Genomic DNA, 26,801 nt, shown 5'->3' with positions numbered 1-26,801 from the left:
TCGTTATTCATTTAATATTCTCCCGGCCTTCTTCTGCCCATGTTACGAAGATGATCTTCTCTTTCTTTCTCTGCTCTTCTTTTACTTTGGCGTTCTGCTTTACCGATGTTGATACTTTCCTTAAAAGTTTTTTCAAATTCAACTTTTGTGATAAAAGGTTGATATCCTCTGATATGCTGCAAAATAAACCAATACCTGAAGCCGAGCAGATAATAATATTTCTTTTCAATATCCGGCATATCCAATCCGAAATGATCATATAAAACGACTTTATAGGTTGCATCATAAGTCCCATTTCCGGATTTATTAAATTTTGTCAGCTTCACCTCGTAGGCCCAGGTATCATTCATACAGATCGTGAGTCCTCCCATAAAAGTGTCTTTCATCGTTGAAAACTGCGGATGTCCCCATCCTCTTCGTCCAAACTTTCCAACCTCATCATCTGTAAAGTGTATTTCATCATCTTCAATGGATGCAATACTTCCATGATTTTTCTTAATCCTGTCTGCAATTTCATCCTCCATACTTAAACAGAATCTTTGATTTGATGGATGGGCCAGTACATGTTTTGTAAGGATAGGATTGGTATATTCCCCTCCTTCACTTCGTTTAAACTTTTCAATCATATCAAAAGCAACCGTTTCCAGCTCGCCAACTGAAAAAAGTGTTCCTACCATACGCTTGAAGCCGGTCCATAATTCTTCATCTGTTTTGTCTCTTATTTCTGACTTGATCCAAATTCCTTTACTTTCAACATCCTGCAAAGTGTACCGGGAAGGATACTGATTGGAAACTCCCAGCCCATAGCACATATCATCGGCCATGTTAACTCCTTTTCTGTCTTTTCCTTTAATTTTAAATCTGTCAATATAAAGAGGTAATGGATTGGTGATTTTCACCTCAACACTCACCTTGTCAATTGGAGTTTTAAAATAAGCATACACACGCATATCATAGCATGGAAGCTTCACCTGGATAGTCGAAGTATCTCCTGTGATGGAAGAATAATCAAAAAAGAAGGGAATAGATATTCCATTGATCTTTTCCTGCCATTGCAGTTTTTTATACTCACTCTTCGTTGCAGATCTGTTAAAAGTTGCTTTGAACCAGTATTTTTCTCCTTCTTTAGGTTTTGCTATTTTTCCTCCATGGTCATCTAAAGGGCCTTCTACTTTTATTACCAGTAATGTATTGTCTTTTTTCGCCTGGTATTCATCAAATTTCTTCCCTCCTTTTTTCCCATAAAAGGTGTTTTCCTGAGGAGATTTAAAATCCAGGGTTCCTTTGGAAGCATCTTTCATAATATGCTCCGCTTCCTTGTAAGATCTACCAAAGACATTTCGTACGATATTTCCGCCTTCGCCTGCCATATTACTGCATTTTTACCTGTTTACCACTATTGATAAGCACTTCCTTGGCACTTTCCACATTAATCGCATCTTTTGTGCTGATGTAAGAACCCGCTTCCATATTTTCCGTAATGTTTTTGGCTGTAGATTTTCTACCTGCTTCTGCCGTTTCAATAATATTGCTTGCTGTCAGATTATAATCATCATTAGCCGTTTCAGTGATGTCTTCTCCAGCCATAATATTTATATTCCTCTGGGCAGAAGCAATAATGTTTTTTCCGGCATTGATCAGCACATTTTCTCCGGCTGTGAAGGTGATATTTTTGGGAGCATTCACCACAATATTACCTTTTCCGTCCATGAGATAAGTATTTCCACTAGGATCTTCAATGAAAATACTTCCTTCCTGATCGTTAAAAATCACTTTATTACCGCTTCTTGTCTGAATAGATTTAAGATGGTTATTAATACTTCCTCCCAATGCAACCTGTCCGTGGAACATTCCTCCCATAGCAAATGGAAAATCGGGATGATGGTATTCAAAACCGACCATTACCTGATCTCCTACTTCCGGCACAGCTACAAAACCTCTGTTTTGAGTAATCATATCTGTACCTCCAGCATCTGGGCTCATCATTCTGATAAAATGGGTGGTATCCGGATTTTTCTGCCAGTCGAATCTTACCTGTATTCTTCCCTGGTTAAGTGGATCTGTATTGGAAATAACAGTGGCAACCTGTGGCTCGGCCTTGGGTTGTATAAAATCCGGTTTTGGCATAAAGCCTGTTCCTTCAGCAATCGCTTCAAAACTACCATTATAATATCCTCTGGCGTTGACTTCATGAGTCACCTCCGTAATAGTAAGTTTTGTAAAATAGGATGTCTGACTGGTGTCTGGCTTTCGCATTTCCATATCAGCAAGGCAACCTGGATACAGAAAAGGAACCGTAGTATTTCCTGCCACTGTAAAAACTTCCACAGCAGCACTTCCGGCAGCACTTTTCTGAGAATCGCTTACATCCACAAACATATTGGCATTAATAGGTACGGGCGACAGAGAAGGTGTTTTAAAGATACTGTTATTCAGTTCATAAGCTTTTGAAGGTATTTCTCCCAGATGCCTGATATTATTTTCTGAGCCCTCCATTTTAGTATGACTACTGCTGTTATATCCAAAAAACTGAGGATTGGTATGAACAGCATTCAGTTCTACCTGAACATCTGTAGCATTGCTTCCATAGACAAGCTTGATCGGTTTTTCAGAAGGCGGAAGTTTTCCGAAATGAAGGACTTCACCATCATAGTAAAACTGTTCTCCGTAAGCTTCTGCAGTTCTTGCAAGATAGTTATAATGGGTCTCGTTATATTGTGAGCTATAATTGATATAGCTTTTATTCTGTGTATCAACTCTGAAATCAAATTTCTCTGATCCCAAGGCTTCTTTAAGTATTTTGTTGGCAATAATTCCTGTATTAACGGCCTGATCACCTCCAAAACTTTGAGTATGGGGAGCAGCATCCATCAAAATGGTAGGACTCTGACCTCTCAGTACAATATTTCCCAGACTCATTTTTTCCTGGCTGAATGCGGCTTTCGTGATTACTCCTACAAAAGTTCTTTCCGGACTTTCACTTTCATAATCTTTATATTTGAAAACAATAGTAATTCTTTTTCCCAAAAACTGACGGGCTTGTTCCAGTGTGTGGTTTTGAGCTTCCCCAAGAGAATCATGGGCGAGAATAAGTTCAAAATTGTGATGGCGTCTTGCACTTTGCTGTAGGCGGAAATGCTTGAAGTGTTTGATTATTTTGCCTTCAATCACAATATCCAGTTTTACCACACGGTTGATTCCGGGAATATGATTCTCAGAAATCTTATCGGAATTCGAGGCATTTTTATTCATAGTGATTAGGTGTTTTTTCAGAACTTTATTTGGAATAAACAGTCGTTCTATAAGGTTAAAAAAGGCAGAACAGACTCCCTTGAAACGGATGTACTATTCTGCCTGATATTTAAATTCTGAATATGCTTAAGAAGGCCATGCTCCGAAGTAAGAAGAATTCCCCAGATCTATCTGTTCTGCACTTACCACAAAACTGATATACATACTGTTGTCATCCACAGCGTCGAAATCTACTTCATGCTGGATTACATAACCATTGTTCCATTTCAATGTTGTTAGCGTTCCTTCTTCGTGAGATTTGTTGAAAGTAATCTCTCCTACAGTAGGCTTATACTTTCCGTTCAGTAAACTTTCCAGGATGTCTGATTTATCAGTAGCTTCCACTGTAATTTTGATAAGCGCGTTGGAAGGATCTGATGCTACACGTCCTGATACGTCTGTAGCTCTTGATACGCTATAGTTAAGTTTTAATAGCTTTTGTCCTTCTCCGTTGTTGAATTTTAAAATTCCTCTTGAATTTCTTTCTGCCATGATTGTAAATTTTAATGGTTAATGTATTGTGATTGTTTGTTTTCTATATCACCAAATATAGATGTATTTATAAAAAGCAAATAGCGTTTATTATTAAATTTAAAAAAGTGTAGTAATAGTACGACTAACACTTGTTAGGTAAATTATGTGTTATAAATCAAGTGTTTGCTGTTTTTCATAACTAAAAATCGGATTATTTTATGGTCTGTTTAAAATTGTTTGAAGAAGCAACAATTTAACTCCAAAAGTAGTCCTGCAGAAAAATCTTCTGCTCCATCCTGTGTAAGTACAACATTTTTTGAAAAAAACTCCAGATATCAGGGCTGAAAATCTTTTAATAAGGTACTTTGAAAATTATATTCAAAAAAAACAGAAAAAAAATAAATATACCAAAACACTGATGAACAATAGATTAAAACTACGATCCAGCTATACCAGCATATTTATTCAAAAAAATCAAACGAAAAACTTGCGCGGTATTATAAAATGTTATACTTTTGCATCACTTTAAAACAACGAAGTAATAAACGAAAACATAAATGGTTTCTTAGCTCAGTTGGTAGAGCAATGGATTGAAAATCCATGTGTCCCTGGTTCGATTCCTGGAGAAACCACTTCAAAACCTCTAATTTATTTTAGAGGTTTTTTTGTTTTTTATATAAAGCTTCTTTTCAGCATTCTCTAAAGTTAAGCCACATCAAAAAACTTCATCACATGCTAAATCTAATTGGATATTGAGAATTTGTATATAGTTGAGTGTTTATATACATTTTTAGGGGTGAGTATGGGTGATGGAAAATGAGACTGATTAATCGCGTCGGGAAAATTTTGCGTTTCTAAACAAAAAGCTTCTCTTTCCTGGTAGATGTGATCTTCTTTTCCTTTTACATTTTTTATCCAATTGGCAGTATATAACTGCAAACCCGGCATAGTGGTAAATACTTCCATTTTTCTACCGGACTGCGGCTCTATAACAGTAGCTACTAAATCTAAATGATGCATACGGTGTCTTAAAACAAAATTATGATCATATCCATTTCCAATCGTAAGTTGCCCATGATCCGTATCAATTCTGTCTCCAATACCTGTTAAAGAGGTAAAATCAAACGGAGTATTTTTTACTGTTAAAATCTCACCTGTAGGTTCAAGGTTTTCTGTAAGAGGAGTGTAAAAATCAGCCTCAATCTGCAATTGATGGTTATTTATTGTTCCACTACCTTCTCCCGCTAAATTAAAATAAGAATGGTTTACCAGATTGAGTATGGTTTCCTGGTCTGTTGTCCCTGAATAATCTAACCTTAATTCATTATTTTCATTAAGGGAATAAGTTACCGTTACAGATACTGTACCAGGGTAGCCCTCTTCGCCATCAGGAGAAGTATATTGAAAAGTCACTTTCGAGGCAGAAGACTCTTTAACATCCCATACTTTTTTATCAAAACCCATCAGACCACCATGCAAATGATTATCTTCATTATTAACTGTTAATGAGTATTCTTTTCTGTTTAATGTGAATCTTCCTTTCCTGATACGATTAGCGCACCTCCCACAAATGGCACCTTGATAAAATTCATTATTATCTATGTATTCTTGTGCTGTTTCATATCCCTGTACCACATCTGTCAGTTTTCCGTCTTTAGCTTTAACATTAATACTCACTATAATTGCCCCATAATTAGTTACCTGTACAATCATTCCATTTTGATTGTTAAGAGTAAATAACCGGACTTTATGATTGTTGTGAACTGTATTAAAAGCCACTTCATTGATGACACCCATTTTTTAAAAGTCTAATTTAACAACTCCTTTTTGTCTGATGAATAAAGGATGACAAGAACCCGCTCCAAATAAATGATTTAAAGTTGTGGTATATTTTTCAAGTAAATTTTCAGGGACAAAGGCCTGTATTGTTCCTGCAAATCCTCCACCATGCACACGCCATGCTCCGGCACCTTTTAGCACCAATTCGCTGTAAGCTAACCCCAATGAAACGGCTTGTTCCTTTACATTATTTGATACATAGATGTTTTGATTGTACATATACGAACTATGTCCCGAATCTATGACCAATTGTAAAAATTTTTTAAAATCATTATTCTCTAATGCGGTCACTTCATCTACTACCCGGTCATTTTCACATTCAAAATGAATGGCTCTTAAAATAGCCCGGTCTCCTACTTTTCTACGGATAGAAGGGGCAATATCCATTACTTTTTCCAAAGTGGTTTCTCTCAGCACACTACATCCTAAATGGGCTGCAACGTCTTTCATCTCTTTAGGTAAAACAGCATATTCATCATTCAAATTGGTATGATCGCCCCGGGTATCTGTAATCACTAAAGAAAAACCAGTAGATTCAAAATCAAAATTTACTTTTTTAACAACAGGATTGGTTACGTCTGCAAAGTCAATGATTACCAACCCTCCTACCGCACAAGCTACCTGATCCATTAATCCACAAGGTTTTCCAAAGAAAACATTTTCTGCATATTGTCCAATACGGGCATTTAATATGGGATCTATGTTACCCTCATTAAATAAATGACTTACAATTGCGCCCATTAAAACCTCAAATGATGCTGATGAACTTAATCCGGAACCTTTAGGAACGCCTCCATCAATTACAGCATCGAATCCTCCTATTGTATATCCCAATTCTTTTAATCGGGCATTAATTCCACGAACAAGGGCATTTGAGGTTAAAAATTCGTTCTCATTGGGAATAAGATGGTTCAAATCTACTTCAAATGATTGATAACCTGAAGATTCAATCCGGATTATATTGGAGTTATTTTTAGCAGCAACAGCTATATTATCTAAGTTTATGGCACTCGCTAATACACGGCCATGATTATGGTCTGTGTGATTACCTCCAATTTCGGTTCGCCCTGGTGAACTAAAAACAGAAACCTCTTTTTCCCCAAAAATTTCTTTAAAACGGGATAATGTTTTGGTATACCGGATTGCTTGCTGATGTAATAATTCTGAATTCTGTCCGTACAACTCCCTAAATTGAGGAATATCACCGTCATTAATTAAAGAATCAATATATTTATTATTTGACATGTATTGGTATCTGATTTATAAAACAGCCTGTTTTTATGAAGAGCTATTTTATTTATTTTTATAATGAATTGTTGAACTTTTTTTAAGAATCCCGGCACTTTGTTCCGGAGTAATATCTCTTTGGGCTTCTGCTAACATTTCGTATCCTACCATGAATTTCTTCACACTAGCTGAACGAAGCAAAGGGGGATAAAAATGCATATGAAAATGCCATTCTTCATGAGATTCCAAGTCTGTAGGTGCCTGATGTATTCCTGCAGAATAAGGGAAAGAGGTTGAAAAAATATTATCGTATTTCGTTGTCAGATCTTTCAACATATGAGCAAATAAATCTTGATCCTCATGTGAAAAATCCGACAGACTGGTTAAGGGTTTTTTACTAATGATCATTGTTTCATAGGGCCAGGTTGCCCAAAATGGAACCAAAGCCACAAAAGCTTTATTTTCTAAAATAATTCGCTCTTTACTTTCAATTTCTTTCTGAAGATAATCCGACAAAAGGGTTGTTCCATGTTTATCATAATAGCTTTTCAAATTTTGCTGCGTTCTGACCACTTGAGAAGGAATGGATGCCTGTGCCCAAATCTGACCATGAGGGTGAGGATTACTACAGCCCATCACTGCCCCTTTGTTTTCAAAAATCTGAACATGATTAATATAATCCAGTTTCCCAAGGCTCTGATATTCATCTTTCCAAACAGACACCACTTTTGTAATTGCTTCTACAGACATTTCAGGAAGAGTCAAGGAATGATCGTTTGAAAAGCAGATAACCCGGTTAATTCCCCGTTCAGGTTTCATTTTAAATAACTCATCCTCTTCATCCTCCATTTTATCTATGGTTACTTCTTCTTTCAATAAAGCTCCAAAATCATTATCGAATACATATACACCTTCATAGCGAGGATTTTGGGTCTCATTAGCTCTTGAATTTCCGGGACATAAATAGCAATTTGGATCATATTGATTTTGAACACTTATTAAAGGCTTTTCCTGTTGTCCTTGCCATGGGCGTTTTGCCCTTTGCGGTGATACCAAAACCCACTCGTCCAATAAAGGATTATATCTTCTGTGTGGATGATTTTTGCTGTTAAATGAATTACTCATACTGAGTTTATTATTTATATCAGTTTGACCCGTTTTCAGGGTTTAATTTGTCCAAAACAGGTTCGGATAATGTGTTTAATTCTTTTTGAAGTTTATTATTTTTCTGTTCAAAAATAACAATCTCATTATTCCCCTTTTTCAAGTAACATCCCGGTAAATACAGAGTCTGTTGTGGCCCTACCGACCAATATCTTCCCAGATTAATTCCATTGACAAATACAATCCCTTTTCCGAAAGGTCGCATATCTAAAAAAGTGTCTCCTACCTGCGATACATTAAAATTTCCTTTATAGATAACAGGTCTGTTCTCTTTTACATCAGATTTTTGTTTTGCATCAATTACCGGAGCCTTTTCAAAAGGAAGTCCGTACATTTCCCAATTTCCTGTTATTTTTCGGTCATTAATAAATACAGGAGAAATAATTCCTTTTGTATTCTTATTAATCTCAGCCCCATAGTTAATTCTCCCCATGTTTTCTACTATAATGTCTAATTTTCCGTTGAAGGGTATATTAACATTACATTCATATTTTTTATAATAACGGTTAAGCTCTCCTACTTTTTCTCCATTCACATATACAATCGCATAATCTCTTAATCCATCAAGTTTTAAAGTTCCTTTAATTGGCTGATTAAAATTTTTACTATACCAAACATAGCCATGCCCTTGATTTAACTGCTCAAAAGTCAAAGGGTTGTCACTAATTATTGGTTTTACATTCTTTTTTAAATCTTCCAAATCAATTGCCTGAGATAGTTGAATACCCGGAATCTTAATAACTGGAATTCTAGAAGGAACAGGAGGAGTAGAGGAATTTTTTAATAATTCTCTTAATTTCATATACTTTTCGGTTTCCCAACCTGCCTCAGTAATAGGAGCATCGTAATCATAACTGGTCATACTTGGCTGTATATCGTGATCTTTATCGTAATTAGCTCCAGAGGTAAATCCGAAGTTAGTTCCTCCATGCACCATATAAATATTAAAAGAAATATCATTATTCATGAATTTTTCAATGTGGCCTTTTACTCTTTCTGCGGCTTTACGGGGAAAAGGTTCTGCCCAATGGTCTAACCAGCCCGGATAGTATTCCGCAACCATAAAAGGACCTTTCCCATTATGGTATTTTTTCACCTCTTTCTTAATATTTTCCGGGTCTTCATCTCCATTTGCAGTTGGTAAAGCACCAGGCAAAGCGCCTCCTTCAAATAACCAGTCTCCATCTGAGGTAAAAAACTCCATTCCTTTGAAGCCAACTTCTTTTAACTGATCAAATACAGATGAACTGTATTTTTTATGATCTTCCAGCTTAATGTCTTCACGTTGACTAACAAAAGACCCAAATTCATTTTCTCCCTGCACCATAACAATAGGACCTCCATTAACAATCAGATAAGGTTTTACTACCTTGTAAAGCTCTGTGAAATAAGCTTTTGTTGAATTTAAAAAAGGAGTGTTATATTCTCTGATTTTCATATCCTTGTCGTTTTGTAAAAACCAGGGATAACCTCCGAATTCCCATTCTGCACATACATAAGGACCAGGGCGAAGGATTACCATTAAACCTTCTTCTTTTGCTATTTTTAAAAATTCAGCTAAGTTTCGATTGCCGGTTTGAAAATCCCATTTCCCAGGAGCTATTTCATGATAATTCCAAAAAACATAAGTAGCTATCGTATTTAAACCCATAGCTTTAACCATTTGTAACCGATGTCTCCAATAAGCCTGAGGAATTCTGGCGTAATGAATCTCACCCGAATGCAATTTAATTGGCTGTCCGTTCAATTTAAATTCTCCATCCTCAATTTTGAAAGATTCATATTTAATAGGTTTTTGCTGGGCATTTATTACAGTTGCTCCCATTAAACAAAAGGCTAAAATTATGTTTTTAATAAACTTCATTGTATATGTTGTATTAGCGATTAAAGTTAATTATGTATTAAAACAAATTTATAAATTTACCTGATGCTGCCATACTGGCTACCACCGGTTTTTGCAGCTTTACCACCAGTTTAAAAAATATTTAAATAGTATGAAACTTATTAAAATTTTTCAAATGCAAAACTCAAAATTATTTCTGTTACCAAAAACGAACATAAATAGCAGTCAGAAGTAATACAATAATGACAATCAGGAATAATGTTCTATTGTCCACATTGAACATATTTTTGTCTGTAACAAAAGCTTTTGGATTTACTTTTGGACCAAAGACACTTAAGAGAACCATTACGACTACAGTAATGAAAAATGACCAACCCATATTGATCAGGAAAGGGATCTCTGTAATGGTTTTCACCACGCCATTTTCCAATTTTTCATAAGTAAATGCTGTATATATCCATGTTTCTTTTCCAAATAGTTCAACTGCAAAACTGTTAAAGAATATAGATAATAAAAAACCGAGAATAACTCCAACTATAGCAGCAGTTCCGGTAGTTCTTTTCCAAAACATTCCTAAAATAAACATAGCAAATACACCCGGACTAATAAAACCAGTATATTTTTGTATGAATGTAAAACCACCTTCACCACCGATTCCCAAAATATCTGTCCACGTAAATACCAAAGCAATAAGCATTGCTACTATAATTGCCCAACGTCCTGTTCTTACCATTTGCGTTTCAGATGTATTGGTTTTTAAATATTTTTTATAAATATCTAAAGTAAAAATGGTGGATATACTATTTACTTTTCCGGCAAGTGATGCTACTATTGCAGCTGTTAAAGCAGCCACTGCGAGACCTTTAAGTCCAGATGGAAGCAGTCCCAGGATTGCAGAATAAGCACTGTCTTTTACCCCATTAAAATTAGACAAATGACCTTTTGTATAGAGTACATAAGCTGCAATCCCAGGAAGCACAACGATTACTGGCATAAAAAGTTTTAAAAACCCTGCAAATAAAATTCCTGTTCTTGCTGTTTTTAAATCTGCTCCTAATGCTCTTTGGGTAATGTATTGGTTGCACCCCCAATAATTAAGTTGTACAATCCATTGTCCAGCAAGATACATTGCTAAACCTGGCAAAACTACATATTTCCGTACCGTTAAATTTTCTGGCATTGATAAAGTAGTGGTGGTAATTTGTGGTTTATCGAGAATGAGGTTGAAATGTCCCGGAGCTTCTTTCAAAAGGGTATTTAAACCCATTAAAGCATTTCCAACAGCAGCACCATTAATTCTCTGATCCACAACCTGTAGCGCCATATAAACTGTAGCAAAGCCACCAATAATAAGAACTGCCACCTGAATAACATCCGTGTAGCCAATGACTTTCATTCCACCTAATCCAATAACCAAAGCCATTAGTAAAAGTGCCACCATAATGATATGCAGATGCCCTCCACCAAGCAATGAATCAATAGCTACAGCTCCTAAATAAAGAATGGAAGTAAGATTAACTATTACATATAAAAAAAGCCAAAAAACAGCCATAATAAGAGAAACAGCCTTATTGTATCGTGTTTCCAAAAACTGAGGCATCGTATAAATCTTATTTTTGAGATAAATAGGAATAAACCATACTGCAATAATTATCAGTGCAATTGCAGCCAGCCATTCGTAAGCGGCAACAGCTACTCCTGTGAAAAAACCTTCTCCACTCATCCCAATAAATTGTTCTGCTGAGATATTAGATGCAATCAAACTCGCTCCAATTGCCCACCATGTCAGTGAACCTTCTGCAAGGAAATAATCTTTACTTCCTGTAGTTTTTGATTTTTTCCGATTGTATATCCACAGGCCATATACTGTTACAACAAAAAAATAAATTAGAAATATAACAAAATCAAGTGTCGATAGTTTTCCCACGCTTAAAAATTTTATAGTAAGTTTATCATAGATTTCTATACTTTTTCAGCACTTTCATGTACTATAAAGTATTTAACAGGTTAGCAATCCTAATAGATCATTTAGAATAAAACTGATTTTTTTACACCAAAATCACATAAAACAAAACCTTAGATTATCAAATGTATAAATTTGAAAAACACAACCATACTTGTTCCTACCAGTTTTTGTATATTTACTACTAGTTTAAAAAATTGGCAATGTTATGAAGCTTATTAAAATAATCCCCGATTCTGTTATTCCTAAATACCAACAGATTATAAATTCCATTGAACAAGCACTTGCCCAACAACTATTAAAAAAAAATGACAAATTACCTTCCATCAACAAAGTGTGTATGGAATTCGGTGTTTCCAGAGACACTGTCCTGTATGCCTACGAAATACTGAAAAAGAAAGGAATAGTAAATGCTATTTTGGGCAAAGGATACTATATAAAAAGTACTGATTGGAATTTTGAAGAGCGCATCTTTTTACTGTTTGATGAACTGAATGCTTTTAAGGAAAATCTTTATTATTCCTTTTTAGAAGAGATACAGCAACGAGCGAATGTACATGTATTTTTCCACTATTTCAATATTGATGTCTTCAAGAAATTAATAGAAGAAAACAATGGAAGTTACACAAAATATATAATTATGCCCGGGAATATGAATGATACAGCTCCCATTATTAAGATGCTTCCCAAGAAGGACGTATACATATTGGATCAAACCAATATATTTTTAAGGGAATATTCATCAGTACATCAGAATTTCGCAAAGGACATGCACAATGGATTATTAAAAGCGAAGACTAAGCTTGAAGCCTATCAAAGATTAATTCTTATTTTTCCGGGACAAAAAGAGCCTGTAGGTATGGTAGAAGGATTTACCAGTTTTTGTGAGCAGTATAAAATGAAGCATGAGATTATCTGTAATTTCACGGATGAGGAAATACTGAATGGAGATGTATTCATCATTCCGGATGACAAGCATCTAGTAAACGTCATTAAGCAATCTAAAAAGCAGAAGCTAAAGATCAGAAAGGATTTCGGAATTATCTCCTACAACGAAACGCCTCTTAAAGGTATTGTAGAAAACGGTATTACTACAATTTCTACGGATTTTTGGCAAATGGGAAAGATTTTGGCAGAAATGGTTCTTAATACCAAAGAAGGAAGAATTGAAAATGCTTCTAATTTAATCATAAGAAATTCTCTATAATTATTTTTGAACAAAGGCTCAGATTATAAAATCCGAGCCTTTATTTTTTTAGCTTTAAACTTCGTCATTAAAAGTCAATAGAATTCAGTGTTTTGTCAACCAGCAATCCGTTAGAAGCTTTTATATTAAATGATCCGTTTCGTTTTGCTTTAAATTTAATGATGAATAAATCCGCTGTACCTTCTAAAGAACGTTTTTGTCCTACATTAACCAGCGTAGGATATAATACTTTCTCTTTATTGGTATGTAATCTATCATAAGTGAGGTTTTCCATTTGTTCAGTATGTAATGGTGTAATGCCTATATATTCCAGTTCCTGCTGGTTATATGGAATGGCAAAACTCAGTGCATTTACAGATTGCAGATTATTACCTTTTACCACCACTTCTACAATATCATTCTTAGCATATTGCTGTTTTGAGACAGAGACTGTAATGTTACCTTTCAATGGTTTCAATTCTTCATCGCTAACTCCACCATCTATTTTTGTAGCGACATTGGAGATATCAAATGCATCAATGAAACCGTTCTTATTTATATCTCCATTGCTAATATACCCTTCAAAATCCGAATCTCCTTTTCTCAAACCTGTATAATTCATATACGAAGTAAAATCATTCCTATCAATTTTCTGATCATTATTGATATCGCCAGGAAGTAAGCTTACAGAACCCGGGACTTTAAAGACGTATAGCTCATTTCCAGAACCAAAGTTTCTGAAGGCATTGCTGACTTCAATTTTAATGAATCTTGTGGTAGGATGTGCAGCAAAATCTAAAGATTTGGTTTTGTTAGTTCTATCCCAGGTAAAAGAGCCAAGTTCCGTCCAATCTTTTTTATTATCACTATGTGAAACTTTACCTTTCATCCAGATTCCGTTGTAACCGCTGCTTCTAGGAATGTATTCCAATTTACTTATTGTATTAACAGAGCCTAAATCTAAAATCATTTCAAAAGGAACCTTGCTCTTTTCATAATCTGAATGCCAGCCTGTACTCACATCCTGATCAAAAAGATTTTCTATCCCTTCTCCTTCCTGACTTGGAATAGTGGCTGTAGCTTTTATCCCTTTAATTGCAAATTCGTAAGGATTTTTATTGGTTTGGGATGAAAAAGAAACCCAATCAGAAGTATTGGTTTTATTTACGGCTCTTACTTTGAAATCATATTTTGTTTCAGGGGTCAGTCCTTCAAACAAGAAAGAGTTATCTTTTATATTACTGTATACCATATTATTATATAGTATTTCGTAATAATCCGCATTAGGTATTTTATTCCACGATGGCACTATTGAATAGGCAGTGTTTGTATTTTCTGAAGTGACTGGTTTTAAAGTTTCTGCCAATGCTCCGGAATTATTTTTCAATTGATTGGAATTGGTAAATTGGTAATCTTTAATGACAAGCTCTACTTTGTTTTTGCTGATATCGGTGATTTCTGATTTTACCCAAAGTTGTGGATTCCGAGAAATCGAAACCTTTGAAAATTCAGAATCTTTTGTAGAGAAATTATTGAATTCCGGTTGACTATTGTAAAAATATACGTTTGTGGCATTATTGAATTCATCTAACGTATTTACTGTTTTCAGCTTTATATTTTTGCCTCCAACAGAAAGTTGTACACCGGATGGTTTTTTAGTAACATTAATTCTAAATTCTGTTATTTTTTCTTTTTCAAAACCATTAAAGTTACCTTGAGCAGGAGCAATGCTTATTGTTGCAGTATTTTTTACAACATTACTTTCTATAAGGGTGCTTACAGATTCTTTTTTCTTATAATTTTCGGTTACGCCATCATCATCATATTCTGTAAAACTGGATTTTTCTGAAGGATACACTTCATAAATTCTTAATTTTTTATTGATTTGACGAACATTATTATTAGCATTTACCATCGGAATAATAGCGCCTGGCTTCACAAATAAAGGAAGCTTCCAAATGGGTGCATCGAAATGATTTAAAATAATTCCTCCTTCATACGTTTGTCCTGTGAAGTAATCAATCCAATTTCCTTTTGGGAGGTAAATATTATTTCTGATATCATTCCCTTCTTTATCCACTTTTGTGGCCTGATATATGGGAGCCACTAAAAAATAGGGACCATACAGATACTGGTACTGAGTAGATTTTCCGAGGGTATAATCATTAGCCTGTTGTAAAAACATTGCTCTGATGATTGGCAATCCATCTACAGCTTCCTTAGCCACACTATACGTATAAGGAAGTAAGCTCGACTTTAATTTTAAATAATTCCTGTTGATAGAAGTAACTGATTCACCCAAGGCCTGAGGATACTTTTCATTGGCTCCCCAGCCATCCATATTGAGCTGCATAGGAGTGAAGGTTTTCCATTGGAAATCTCTGGTATGGATAACCGGGTTTTGGCCACCAAAAATGCCATCCATATCCGAAGTAATGTTAGGCTGGCCAGACAAACCAGAACCTATATAGGTAGGAATATGGAATCTTATGTATTCCCACTCTCCACCAGTTTGGTCACCAGTCCAGATACCTGCATATCGTTGTGAACCCGCCCATCCGTCCAGCGAAATAATAAAAGGGCGACTTCCATTACCATAGCGTGGCATGATTTGAGCCACATCTGAAATACCATTCAACCCGAATGAATAGCCAGGGCCTACCCAGGCAACGTCCGTTTTTAGTACTCTTACTCCAGCATCCCCCACTTCTTTTATGATATCTCTCTGCAAAAGAGTAGCGACTCCTTCTTTTGGATGTAAATCTGATTGTGTCCACAGTCCTATTTCTACTCCATTTTTTCTGGCATAGTCTCCAAATGATTTTAAATTGGCGATGTTGCCTTCCAAAGTTTCAGTTTGCCCATACCCAGCTCCATATCCATCATTTGGCAATATCCATCCTAATGGCATATCTGCATTTTTATAACGGTCTATAACTGCTCTGGCTGAAAACTGATAATTGTTCTTTTCGCCATTTAATGATTCTTTAACTCCTCCATTGTCTTTTTGGCTCTCTTTATATCTTTTTCCGTCTTCAAATGGTATTCCTTTATCATCTTCCTTCCAATAATCTCTGTTGTAGGCATTAAGATGTCCTTCATAAAAACCGAACTTGGGTAAAAGTACAGGGTTTCCTGTAAGCTGGTAAAAATCATTCAACAAAGATTTAGGCTGATCATCTACCATAAAGAAAACGTCAAGATAATTAGTCTCATGAGCCAGCTTCACTTCATTTTTATTTTGTTTACCAAAATCATAATATCCTTTTTTGAAAGTATGCCACATAAAGCCATATCCATTTGTAGACCAGTAATAAGGATTTGGAGATGCTACACCACCGTCAGTCCAGTTATTTTGATTTACAATAAAAATAGTATTTCCTTTATGGGAGAATCTCCCATTCTGCACACCTCCTCCATAGAAATATTCATCTTTTCCCTGAGATAAAGTCAGTACTACTTCTTTAGAGTTAAATTCAATGGGAGCTATAAAAGAAAAGATCTCTTTGTGAAGGTTCAGGTCAAATACTTTAAATAAAGAGGTAGCCTTTTCAATTTCTATTTTAATTTTATTGGTGGACACAGAAACAGTCTGTGATAAATTATTGACAGCAATTCCTTTTACTTTTTTTCTCGGCTGGTCTGCCAAAATCTGAGCAGGAGGTATCGCTTCCGGGTTTCTTATTTCTCCGCCTTTGGGATCTAAAAATAATCTGAAAATATTTTCTCCATAAAAATCTATTACTATTTTTTTGTTGCCGGAAAGAAAAACTTCTACAGAGGTTTCTCCTTTCTTAGAAACATTTTCAATATTTTGAGCCTTGGTTTTTCCCGTGGAGAAAAAAAGAAAAGAACTCAGGAGTAAAATCTTTTGAATTTTTGGATTTAAAACTGTATTCATGTATGTTGCCTTTATCTATTAATTTACATTTTATACCACCCTAAGAAAATAAGATAAATATTTAAGATAAAATAACTATAATCTTTTGTAATATTAAAACTTTCAAAAATCAATATCCTTTTGCTGCCTGAGCTTCTTTTAATTTTGGATTTAAATCCACTGCAGTTTGAGGATAAGGGAATCTGTAAAATTTATCATTCCAGACTCTTTTTGCAACCTGTGTATTTGTGATATCGTAAGCTGTTTTCATTACATTTGGAGCAATTTTCCATCTTCTGATATCATAGAATCTATGTCCTTCATTAGCGAGCTCTATTCTTCTTTCATTTCTAATAATACCTCTCAAGGTCTCCTTTGTCTGAGTTCTGCTCACTCCTGTCATGCCTACTCTACTTCTGATTTTATCTAATGCATCATAAATAGAGGCATCTGGCCCGTAAAATTCATTTTTTGCTTCAGCATAAGTAAGCAATACCTCTGCATAGCGAATCAGCATAAAATTATTACTTGCATTTAAGTTTTCATCTAATGAGTTATAGTCAGCCATTTTCTTATAGTTATAGCCAATTTTTGATGTGTTATTTCCTCCTTTGCTCCATGTGAACAGTTTGCTTGTTCCAAAGCCATTTAGATAAGACCAAGGGCCATTTGGGTGCATAATACTTGCATATAAACGGGTATCTCTGTTTTTGAATTCGTCAAGGTAGGAGCCATTTGGATTTCCATTGTTATAGTTTAACGCTCTTGTATCATTAGAAGGAGGTGTAAATGCTGTTCCGTCTTTTTTCCAATATGCATTCACCAAATCGATTGTTGGGGTGATAGAGCTCCATCCACTCTCTTCATTGGGCAATAGAAGAAGAGTCATGTAGTTGCTATATGCTCCTTTTGAATCCGGTACATATTGAGCTTCTAAAATTGATTCTATACTGCCCTCATTTTTAGCCCAGAATAATGCCTGATAATTACTTAAGCCTTTGTAAAAATTATCTTTATCCGTGGTAGAAGTAAAGGTAACAAAGCTATCGTAGTTTGTACTTGTGTCTACTGAAGCTGTATTGAAAAGTCCGTAAGTTCCGGAATTCATTACGAGTTGAGCAGCTTCATAGGCTTCTTTATATTTTCCTGTGTATAAATAAACCCTTGCCTTAAATGCTAATACGGCTCCTTTTGTTATTCTACCCTTATCTTGACCGGAGGTATAGATAGCGGGTAAATCATTTTCAATAGCATTTAATTCACTGGTTACAAAATCATCAATTTCAGCTTCAGAAACAGGTGTAAGGGAGGCGCCATCTAATTCACCTGATTTCTGTACTAATGGAAGAGCTCCGAAGCGCTGAGATAAATCAAAATAATTAAAAGCTTTTATAAATCTTGCTTCTGCAATATATCTTTTAGCAAGATCTTTGTCCATTGGAATTTTATCAATATTTTCTAAAAAGGTATTTACTCTTCTAATGGTTGTAAAATCATATCCGAAATCTGTAGAAGGGAGTATGTCTCCTGCAGAAGCATCTACTGCAGTTGTTTCCCAAGGATATTGAGCATATGAATTATCGGCATAACTATCGTTATACAAACTGCTATAAGCCGCGGAAGACATGTATGCATAAATACCGTTGAGTGCCATGGTAGCATCTTTTTCAGTTTTCCAAAAGGTATCTTGTGATATTTTGTCTTCCGGAAACCTATCCAAATTACAAGAACCAGTAACTATAGTCAGAGTAATTGACAGCAATATAATTTTTATTTTTTTCATTTTTAGATGTTTCATTTTAAGTTAAAAGGTTGCATTTATGCCAAACGATACGGTTTTTAAATTCGGATATGTGGCACGGGCACTAGCCATTTCAGGATCAAAATCTTTCACCCTTTTATCTCCTCTCAGCGTAAAGTAATTTTCTAAGTTTGCATATATTCTGAATTTTTTCAATCCTATGCGGCTAACTACTTCCTGAGGAAGGGAATATCCTAAAGTAACAGACTTGATTCTGAAGTAACTTGCATCAAAAAGCCAAAAATCTGAAGTGACACCTATATTCTGAGTTCCTCCCCCAGCTGGCAATACTCTATGGTACAAAGCATTAGGATTTGGATTTTCAGGAGTCCATCTGTTATCTAAAACATATTGCTTTACCCCTGCACCATTGAAAAATGCCTGAGAGGATTCTTTATCAAGATATACCTGAACATTGGATACCCCTTGTCCCACTACGCTGAGATCAAAATTTTTATATCTACCTCCTATGCTTAAACCATAGGTAAAACTGGGAACATCATTTCCTATTACCGTTCTATCATTTTCATTAACAACTCCATCTCCATTGATATCTACATACTTGATATCGCCAGGCTGAGAGGAGCTGTATAATTTGGGATAATTATTATTAATATCTTCCTGGGTTAAGAGACCAGCAGTTTTATATCCATAGAAATCACCAATTGAGCCTCCTACTTGTGTTATCCAGTAATCATTATATAGAGACTTGTTATTTACAAGGGAAAGAATATTATTCTGGTTTTTAGCAAAATTAGCATTGATGTAAAAGTCCCCATCTTCAAAGTTTTTATTGTATCCCACAGTAACTTCGACCCCTTTATTTTGTACATTACCCGCATTAATTGGAGGCGCTTCGTTTTCTGCTACCCCTGTCTCATATTCTAACTGATTGCTCATCAATGCACCTTTTGTAAGACGGTTATAAAAATCTACTGAGAAAGTGAAAGTATTGCCGAATAAAGATCCATCCAGACCTATATTTTTAGTAACAATTTTTTCCCAACCTATGTCCGAAAAACCAAGTCTGCCTGGTACCACTATCCCTACTATAGCATTCCCCAGAACAGAAGAACCATTATTCATATAGGTCTGACTGTCATAATAACCAATAGTATTGATAGATCCGGCGCTGCCATAAGAACCTCTCAATTTAAGGGTATTAATAAAATTAAGGTTTTTAATAAAATTTTCTTTATCTAACCTCCAGGAAGCCATAACTGCTGGAAAATAACCCCATCTGTTTTCTTTAGCAAAACGTGAAGATGCATCTGCCCTTATAATACCTTCTAAAAAATATTTTTCCTGATAATTATAATTGATACGGGCGAAAGCAGACTGGAAAGCATATTGCTGAGTATTAGATTTCAGTTCATCTAAGGTTCCATCAAGGGTACTAAGAGCACTTAAAGAATGTAATCCATCTTTTGGTATATTGGATTTTTTACCTTCTATTGTTCTATAGGTATAATCCTCATAAGAAGCACCTCCCAAAACTTTAAAATAATGTGATGATATATTTTTTTCATAACTTATCAGGACCTGAGTATTGAGTAATTCATCAGAATTCCAAGACTCAGAATAGCTGTTAATAGCTCTCGCAGTTGCACTAATAGGAGCTTGAGTTAAAAAATTGTACACAGGGTTTAGTGTATTTACAAAAGTTCCCGAACGGTAATTCCAGTTGGAATAACTGATTTGAGCATCTATATTTAATCCTTTTACAGGAGTGTAGTTTCCAGATAATGCTCCCATAAATTTTTGATCATTTGATTTAGAATCTCCACCTTCTATGTTATTTCTTACGGGGTTGGTATTTGCAAATGTATTATCTACTTTACCAGCATTCATAGATCCCCACCATCCATTGGATTGTCTTACTGCCATAGTAGGAGATATTCTTGCCAATTCTATCGTATTAATACCTCCTCCCTGATCATTGATCATTTGTTTGATAAATGATATATTAGAATTTACTGTAAGTTTATCACTTAATTTAGACGATGTATTTGTTCTAAAAGAATACCTCTCCATACCTTTTGTAGGGGAAAGAGACTCCTGCTTCAGATACCCTAAACTTGCGAAATAACGGGTTTTATCTCCACCTGATACATTAATCTCATTATTAAGCACATTGGCCATTTTTCTGTAAGTTTCTTTATACCAGTCTGTATTAGGGTATCTGTCAGGATCTGTACCTGCAGCTGTAATATCTATTTGCTCTTGCTTGTACTGAGAAAAATGACCAACATTATTATTAGCATTGTAATATGCTTCATTTTTTAGCTTCATATATCCAACAGCATCTACATATTTAGGTAAATAAGTAGGGGTCTGATAGGCATTATACATATTATAACTGATATTCATCTTACCTCCACCACCTTTTTTGGTCTCGACAAGAACTACTCCATAGCCAGCTCTTGTACCATAGATAGCTGCTGAAGCATCTTTTAATATGCTTATATTTTCTACATCAGCCGGACTTAGTCTGGAAAAGTCTGCAGCACTTGAGATAATACCATCTATAATGTAAAGTGGAGAATTACCAGCAACACTCCTTCCCCTTACATTTAAGCTAGAAACAGAACCTACATCTCCTAAAGAAGATTTAATTGTAACTCCGGGTAAAGCACCTTGTATACTGGCGGTTAAACTTGTTGTTGGGCGATCCTGTAGTATCCTTTTGTCAACAGAAGCTATAGATCCGGAAATAGTTCCTTTTTTCTGTTTTCCGTATCCTACTAAAACAACTTCTTCCACATTTTTTATTTTCTTCACAGTGTCCGAAGGCTTGTTTTTAGCTTCCTGTGCATATACAAATGGTATAGAGGACATTAGAACTGCACTCAAAATAATCTTTTTTTTCTTCATGCTTTTATTAATTTTATTTATTGGAATATTATTCTATCTAAGAGTAGCTGCTTTCTTACTATTCTTTTTTTCTTATTTTTCCTTTGCCTGAGTGGGAACTGGCTATTACTAAAACATTAACTATTTGTTACTCAAATGTATATTTTTACTTCACACCTCCATACTAGTAACCACCAGTTTTTATCCCTTTACCACCAGTTTGAAAATGATTAGAATATACCTTGTTAAAATGCCTCCTGTAAATTGATGATGGTTGAAAGACTTAATTCCTGCTTTTTTTGTTTTTTAAGAAAAATAACACACAACACACTGATAACATGCATTATATCAGTGTTTTTATTTTATTCCAAGGGATCAACAATTAAATATTAATGTTAATTTTTAAAGGTTAAGAAATCTTCATGAAGCAAGTTTAAAGTTCATTTTCAAAATGTTTCAGGTAACCTTTTTGCTGTTCCATAGCAACATTTCTCACGCAAAAAGTATGTTTTACTCGCTTCTGTTTTGTGTTTTTAATAATGAATTATAAGCCAAAGAACATTGAAAGATATCTTCAACATCTTTGGCTTTAAAGTTTTTTTGGATTGAAAAAAAAGAATTGTAAATAAGTTTAGAAAGGCTTCCCAAACCATCATTAATTACATCAAAAAGATGTACAACAAGGTGTACCTAAATTAGATTTATAGATTTTGTATTGGTGAAGAATTACTTCTTATCAAAGCATGGAATAGAGTGCAAAGAATTTCGAGTACAATTACCCAAAAACTTTGCAAATTGCTTAAAATTTCTGAAATATAGCCATAATACTCCCTTCACAAACTTTTAGGGTGTGAAATTTGTTCTACATCATTTACGGTATTTACCAGAATTTGTATTTTTCTGTTTACCCTGTTTATTGAATTTCAATTTTTTAGAATTTCCACCTTACGAAAGCTTCCATAGCAGCATAAGTAGCAAGCCCCATTTTATGATAGGTCTCTGCTGTTTCTCTGTTTCTTTCTTCTGCTCTTTGCCAGAATTCTCTCATGTCTGTTCCCTGGAATACGACTCCATCTTTTTGAGATTGATGCTTGAAAATTCCATAGCGTTTCTCCAAAATCTGGTCCGGGCTTAGAGGAACTGCCATTTCTATTTCTTCTATAGACCATTCTTTCCATGCTCCTCTATATAGCCATAACCAACAATCTTTCATGTATTCCTTCGATTTTAAATTTTTAACAGATTCAAAAATAGCATCTAAACATACTTTGTGCGTTCCATGAGGATCTGCTAAATCACCAGCCGCATATATTTGATGTGGCTTTACTCTGTCTATTATATCTGTTACAATTTCTATATCTTCTGTACTTAATGGCTTTTTTTCTATTCTGCCGGTCTCATAGAAGGGCATTTCCAAAAAATGAATCTGGCTGTCTGGTATTCCTACGTAATAGCAAGTGGATTTTGCTTCTCCTTTTCTTATTAAGCCTTTTATATGTCTTACTTCAGGAATGTCTATATCACTATTTTTCTTATTTTGCAAAAACTTGATGGCTTTGTCAAAAATCTTTTGTGCCGCATTATTTTCTATACCAAACATTTCGTTGTAGTCACATACAAAATTTGCAAATCGCAATGCTTCAGAATCTGCTACGGCTATATTTCCGGAGGTTTGATAAGCCACGTGAACCTCATGCCCTTGTTGATGCAGCCTTATGAAAGTTCCACCCATACTAATAATATCATCATCAGGATGTGGACTGAATATAAGAACTCTTTTCTTGGCCGGGGTTTTCCTTTCTGGTCTATTGCTGTCATCTGCTCCTGGTTTACCACCTGGCCATCCTGTTATGGTGTGTTGTAATTTATTGAAAATTTGAATATTGATAGTGTAGGCTGGCCCTTTATCTGCCAACAGATCGCTCATTCCGTTTTCTATATAATCCGAATCGGTAAGCATCAATATTGGTTTTTTTATTTTTTGGGCTAACCCCAAAACTGCTTTTCGGATTAATGCATCAGTCCATTCTATTTTTTCTACCAGCCATGGAGTATTAATTCGGGTAAGTTTATGAGCAGCTGCCTGATCTAATACAAAAGTTGCGTTTTTGTGTTCCTGCAGATAGGAAGCCGGCACCAGATTGGTAACAGGGCCCTCTACAGACTCTTTTATAATATTTGATTTAGATTCACCCCAAGCCAGAAGTATTACCCTTTTCGCTTCCATTATTTTCTTCACGCCCAATGTAATAGCTGTTCTGGGAGTATTTGACAGTCCTAAAAACTCATTGCTTGCTGCTACTCTTGTAATATGATCTAAAGCTACAAGACGGGTTTTGGAATTTTGTAGGGAACCCGATTCATTAAACCCGATATGACCATTGCCACCAATACCCAGAATCTGCAGATCTATTCCGCCTAAGGCTTCTATTTTAAGTTCGTATTCTGTACAATAATCTGCTATTTCTTCTTTGGATAATATTCCGTCAGGGATGTGATAATTTTCAGGAAGAATATCTACTTTATCAAACAATAACTCTTTCATAAAACGAACATAACTATGTACGGAATCCGGTTCCATAGGATAATATTCGTCAAGGTTGAAAGTAATCACATTTTTGAAGCTCAGGCCTTCTTCTCTGTGCATTCGCACCAATTCAGCGTATAAGCTCTTGGGTGAAGATCCTGTAGCCAACCCTAAAATACAAGGTTGTTTTTGAGACTGCTTGACGCGTATAAGATCAGAAATTTCTTTTGCTACAGATTTTGAAGCTGAAAGCGAATCCGTGAAAATAACTGTTTCTATCTTTTCAAATCTTTTTTCGAATCCTGTAGAGGAATCTATTGTGCTTTTTAACATATTAATTTGGTTTTGGGGAGTGCTAAAATTAAATTTATATCTAATTGGAAGGATATGCTTTTGAATGCTTACATTAATTGTAATCTCAGATTATTCCCATAAATTCTCCGGATACAGCTTCTTCTCTCTTAATTCTGAAATCCTTTTTTGTACAATTTCTTTATCTTCAGGATAGGTAACTCCAAACCACCTGTCATTAGATTTCAGTAATTTTACATTAACTTTTCCGGATGCTATACTGTCGGCAACCAAAGTTGGCAAATAGTATTCTGCTTTCAAACTCTCTTTGTTTTTCTCTAAAAAACGCATAAAAGAATCATTGCCAAATTCAAAACACCTGGGTGTGAACCCCCAAAAATTCATAGATACTGTTGCCTCCTCTTCAATTGTTGTAAAACTCTCGTCTTCTTCTTTGTACCTTAGCCCGTTTTCACTTTTCTCTATATATGTTCTTTCTGTTACATTTAATAAGTTTCCATTACAATCTACATCACATACACCCCGGGAAACATAGCCATGGTCTGAAACCGTATTTTTCAGTAAATAACCTATCATACTAAAATGATAAGAGTTGATATCTGTTTTTTTTAGAAAATCATACATCACCATAAAGGCATCTCTTCCATAAAAATCATCAGCATTAATAATGGCGAAGTTTTCATGTACCACATCTTTAGTAAGCAGTAAAGCATGCCCTGTTCCCCAGGGTTTGGTACGTTCTGCATTTAGATATTCCAGAGGAACACTATCAATCTCCTGATACACATACTCTATTTCAGCTTTTCCTTTTATTTTTTTTTCTATTAATGGCTTAAACTCATTTTCAAAACTTTTACGGATAATGAAAACAAACTTCTTAAAACCAGCCTGCAATGCATCATATAAAGAAAAATCTATAATGGTATCTCCCTGTGGAGTAAATATATCTAACTGTTTAAGGCCTCCGTATCTGCTGCCCATTCCGGCTGCTAAAACGATGAGTGTAGGATGGTGATTTGTATTCATTTCTTTAATAAATTCTGGATAAGTATCTTGAAAACTATTATCTATATTCGAGGATTTTCTTAAGCAATCTTAAAGTTTCATACAAAAAAACACTACAAATTCATAAAATGAAACCTTATACAAAACTTATATATTTTTCAATAAAAAACAAAAAGAACAGGTACTACAGAGATACACTACAATATTACACAATTGATTTACAATAATTTACCCTTGTAAAAATAATAAAAAGTAATAAGGTCTAATTTAAACTGATGCACTGCTCACAGTGGGCTAAGTTTTAAAAACGAAAGTAAAAGCTGCAAATAAAAATTTTGCTACAAAATAGCAATTAATTCTATAATCAGTGTATTATATATAATTAATAAATAAAATACAACATATTAAAGATCAACATATTAAAAACAATAACAAATGATGTAGTACCAGTGTAGTAGATATTTTTTATTATTTTGATTAATAATTTTCACATTTGAGATCAATTCATCAGATAAGGATCAAATGGTAAGAAATGTTTCGGGTGCTTTCTGACTACACAGTAAAATAACTGATTAATGATCATTCATTTCTATAACAAAAAAATAGAATTACTTATTCAGCCAGCTTAAACATTCAGCAATTTGCATTTTACTGATAAAAATTTCAGTATTCACTTCCGGTTCCGGTGAGAGCCTAAGCTCTACTTTCTGGCTGGAATGTTTGATAATTTCTGAAACTGAGTCTTTATTAATGATAAACTTGCGGTTTATTTTAAAGAAAATTTCAGGATTCAGCTTCTGAATAATATCTTTAATGGTATCATCATAAATATAGGTCTGATGATCTTTAGTAGTCAGGAAAAGGTATTTCCCGGAGGCAAAAAAATAAGCGGTGTTATGTTCATCTATTGATTTGAGTTTATTTCCCTCTCTTACCATAAAACGTTTCATGACCTCATCGCCTGCCTGTCGCAGTGATGAAATAGATTTAAGAACCGGTTCAGGATCAAAATTATTTCTTATGGAAATAAATTTCTGTAAAGCTTTATGCAAATCTTCTTCCTCGAAAGGTTTCAGAAGGTAATCAATGGTGAAATGCCTGAAAACCCTCATGGCATATTCGTCAAATGCGGTAATGAAAATAATCGGGGTAAAAAGCTCTATCTGTTCAAAAATTTCCAGGCTCATTCCATCTCCAAGATGAATATCCATAAAAATAAGATCTGCCGAGTCTTTCTCAAAGAAATCAATTGCCTGTTTTTTGGAACGAAGAATAACAGTCTCTGTAACAGGGACAATGCTCTGTGTATCTAAAAGATTTTTCAGATAATTCACAGCCAGCAGCTCATCTTCTATAATGGCAATTTTCATAACGATGCAAAAGTACAAAAAAACCGCTGAAACAATTAAGTTCAAGCGGCTTCCTCTGTATTGAAT

General features: G+C 34.8%; 15 protein-coding genes and 1 tRNA gene. 2 read left to right on the top strand and 14 right to left on the bottom strand.

Going from position 1 to position 26,801, the window contains the following annotated elements:
* Window positions 1-11 precede the first annotated feature (11 nt).
* The 3 genes from ACMA47_RS07580 to tssD all read right to left on the bottom strand — a co-directional run bounded on the left by ACMA47_RS07580 (window position 12) and on the right by tssD (window position 3,783).
* The gene (locus tag ACMA47_RS07580; protein WP_413929315.1) at window positions 12-1,370 is read right to left on the bottom strand and encodes a DUF3289 family protein; all 1,359 of its coding nucleotides are present in this window, start codon (window positions 1,368-1,370) and stop codon (window positions 12-14) included.
* Window position 1,371: 1 nt separating this feature from the next.
* Window positions 1,372-3,252, bottom strand: a complete 1,881-nt coding sequence (locus ACMA47_RS07575) for a type VI secretion system Vgr family protein (protein ID WP_413929314.1) — start codon at window positions 3,250-3,252, stop codon at window positions 1,372-1,374.
* A gap of 126 nt (window positions 3,253-3,378) precedes the next feature.
* Window positions 3,379-3,783: a type VI secretion system tube protein TssD gene (gene tssD / locus ACMA47_RS07570; RefSeq protein WP_034695169.1), complete on the bottom strand. Its 405-nt coding sequence runs from the start codon at window positions 3,781-3,783 to the stop codon at window positions 3,379-3,381.
* A 541-nt stretch (window positions 3,784-4,324) separates the two neighbouring features.
* Between tssD and ACMA47_RS07565 the strand changes: the two genes are divergently transcribed.
* Window positions 4,325-4,397: transfer RNA gene (locus tag ACMA47_RS07565), tRNA-Phe, on the top strand.
* Between the two features lie 109 nt (window positions 4,398-4,506).
* Here ACMA47_RS07565 and ACMA47_RS07560 read toward each other — a convergent pair.
* The 5 genes from ACMA47_RS07560 to ACMA47_RS07540 form a co-directional block, all read right to left on the bottom strand.
* Complete coding sequence (locus ACMA47_RS07560) at window positions 4,507-5,562, bottom strand: aldose epimerase family protein (RefSeq protein WP_413929313.1); 1,056 nt, start codon at window positions 5,560-5,562, stop codon at window positions 4,507-4,509.
* 3 nt (window positions 5,563-5,565) lie between these two features.
* Complete coding sequence (locus tag ACMA47_RS07555) at window positions 5,566-6,849, bottom strand: galactokinase (protein WP_413929312.1); 1,284 nt, start codon at window positions 6,847-6,849, stop codon at window positions 5,566-5,568.
* Between the two features lie 48 nt (window positions 6,850-6,897).
* Window positions 6,898-7,956 carry a UDP-glucose--hexose-1-phosphate uridylyltransferase gene (locus tag ACMA47_RS07550; protein ID WP_413929311.1) on the bottom strand — a complete coding sequence of 353 codons (1,059 nt, stop codon included), beginning with the start codon at window positions 7,954-7,956 and terminating at the stop codon, window positions 6,898-6,900.
* Between the two features lie 19 nt (window positions 7,957-7,975).
* The gene (locus tag ACMA47_RS07545; protein ID WP_413929310.1) at window positions 7,976-9,820 is read right to left on the bottom strand and encodes a beta-galactosidase; all 1,845 of its coding nucleotides are present in this window, start codon (window positions 9,818-9,820) and stop codon (window positions 7,976-7,978) included.
* Window positions 9,821-10,037: 217 nt separating this feature from the next.
* On the bottom strand, window positions 10,038-11,765 hold the full coding sequence (locus tag ACMA47_RS07540) for a sodium:solute symporter family transporter (RefSeq protein ID WP_413929309.1): 1,728 nt from the start codon (window positions 11,763-11,765) through the stop codon (window positions 10,038-10,040).
* 244 nt (window positions 11,766-12,009) lie between these two features.
* Here ACMA47_RS07540 and ACMA47_RS07535 point away from each other — a divergent pair, with 244 nt between their 5' ends.
* Window positions 12,010-13,008: a GntR family transcriptional regulator gene (locus tag ACMA47_RS07535; protein WP_413929308.1), complete on the top strand. Its 999-nt coding sequence runs from the start codon at window positions 12,010-12,012 to the stop codon at window positions 13,006-13,008.
* A gap of 67 nt (window positions 13,009-13,075) precedes the next feature.
* Here the strand turns inward: ACMA47_RS07535 and ACMA47_RS07530 are convergent, their stop codons facing one another.
* The 6 genes from ACMA47_RS07530 to ACMA47_RS07505 all read right to left on the bottom strand — a co-directional run bounded on the left by ACMA47_RS07530 (window position 13,076) and on the right by ACMA47_RS07505 (window position 26,735).
* Window positions 13,076-16,888, bottom strand: coding sequence for a TIM-barrel domain-containing protein (locus tag ACMA47_RS07530; RefSeq protein WP_413929307.1), 3,813 nt, complete (start codon window positions 16,886-16,888; stop codon window positions 13,076-13,078).
* A gap of 109 nt (window positions 16,889-16,997) precedes the next feature.
* Window positions 16,998-18,650 (bottom strand): RagB/SusD family nutrient uptake outer membrane protein, encoded by a 1,653-nt coding sequence (locus ACMA47_RS07525; RefSeq protein ID WP_413929306.1) that lies wholly within the window; start codon window positions 18,648-18,650, stop codon window positions 16,998-17,000.
* Between the two features lie 21 nt (window positions 18,651-18,671).
* A complete protein-coding gene (locus ACMA47_RS07520) occupies window positions 18,672-21,542 on the bottom strand; it encodes a SusC/RagA family TonB-linked outer membrane protein (RefSeq protein WP_413929305.1) in 2,871 nt (956 codons plus the stop codon).
* A gap of 910 nt (window positions 21,543-22,452) precedes the next feature.
* Entirely contained in the window at window positions 22,453-24,381 is a 1,929-nt protein-coding gene (nagB, locus tag ACMA47_RS07515) for a glucosamine-6-phosphate deaminase (RefSeq protein ID WP_413929304.1), read from the bottom strand.
* A 90-nt stretch (window positions 24,382-24,471) separates the two neighbouring features.
* Window positions 24,472-25,386 carry a nucleotidyltransferase family protein gene (locus tag ACMA47_RS07510; protein WP_413929303.1) on the bottom strand — a complete coding sequence of 305 codons (915 nt, stop codon included), beginning with the start codon at window positions 25,384-25,386 and terminating at the stop codon, window positions 24,472-24,474.
* 587 nt (window positions 25,387-25,973) lie between these two features.
* Window positions 25,974-26,735, bottom strand: coding sequence for a LytR/AlgR family response regulator transcription factor (locus ACMA47_RS07505; RefSeq protein ID WP_413929302.1), 762 nt, complete (start codon window positions 26,733-26,735; stop codon window positions 25,974-25,976).
* Window positions 26,736-26,801: the final 66 nt, after the last annotated feature.

The sequence above is a fragment of the Chryseobacterium sp. T20 genome (genome assembly GCF_047345655.1).
In the GTDB taxonomy this organism is placed as follows: domain Bacteria; phylum Bacteroidota; class Bacteroidia; order Flavobacteriales; family Weeksellaceae; genus Chryseobacterium.
The sequence above is the reverse complement of the archived record's forward strand: the minus strand, read 5'-3'. Positions and strand labels throughout refer to the sequence as shown.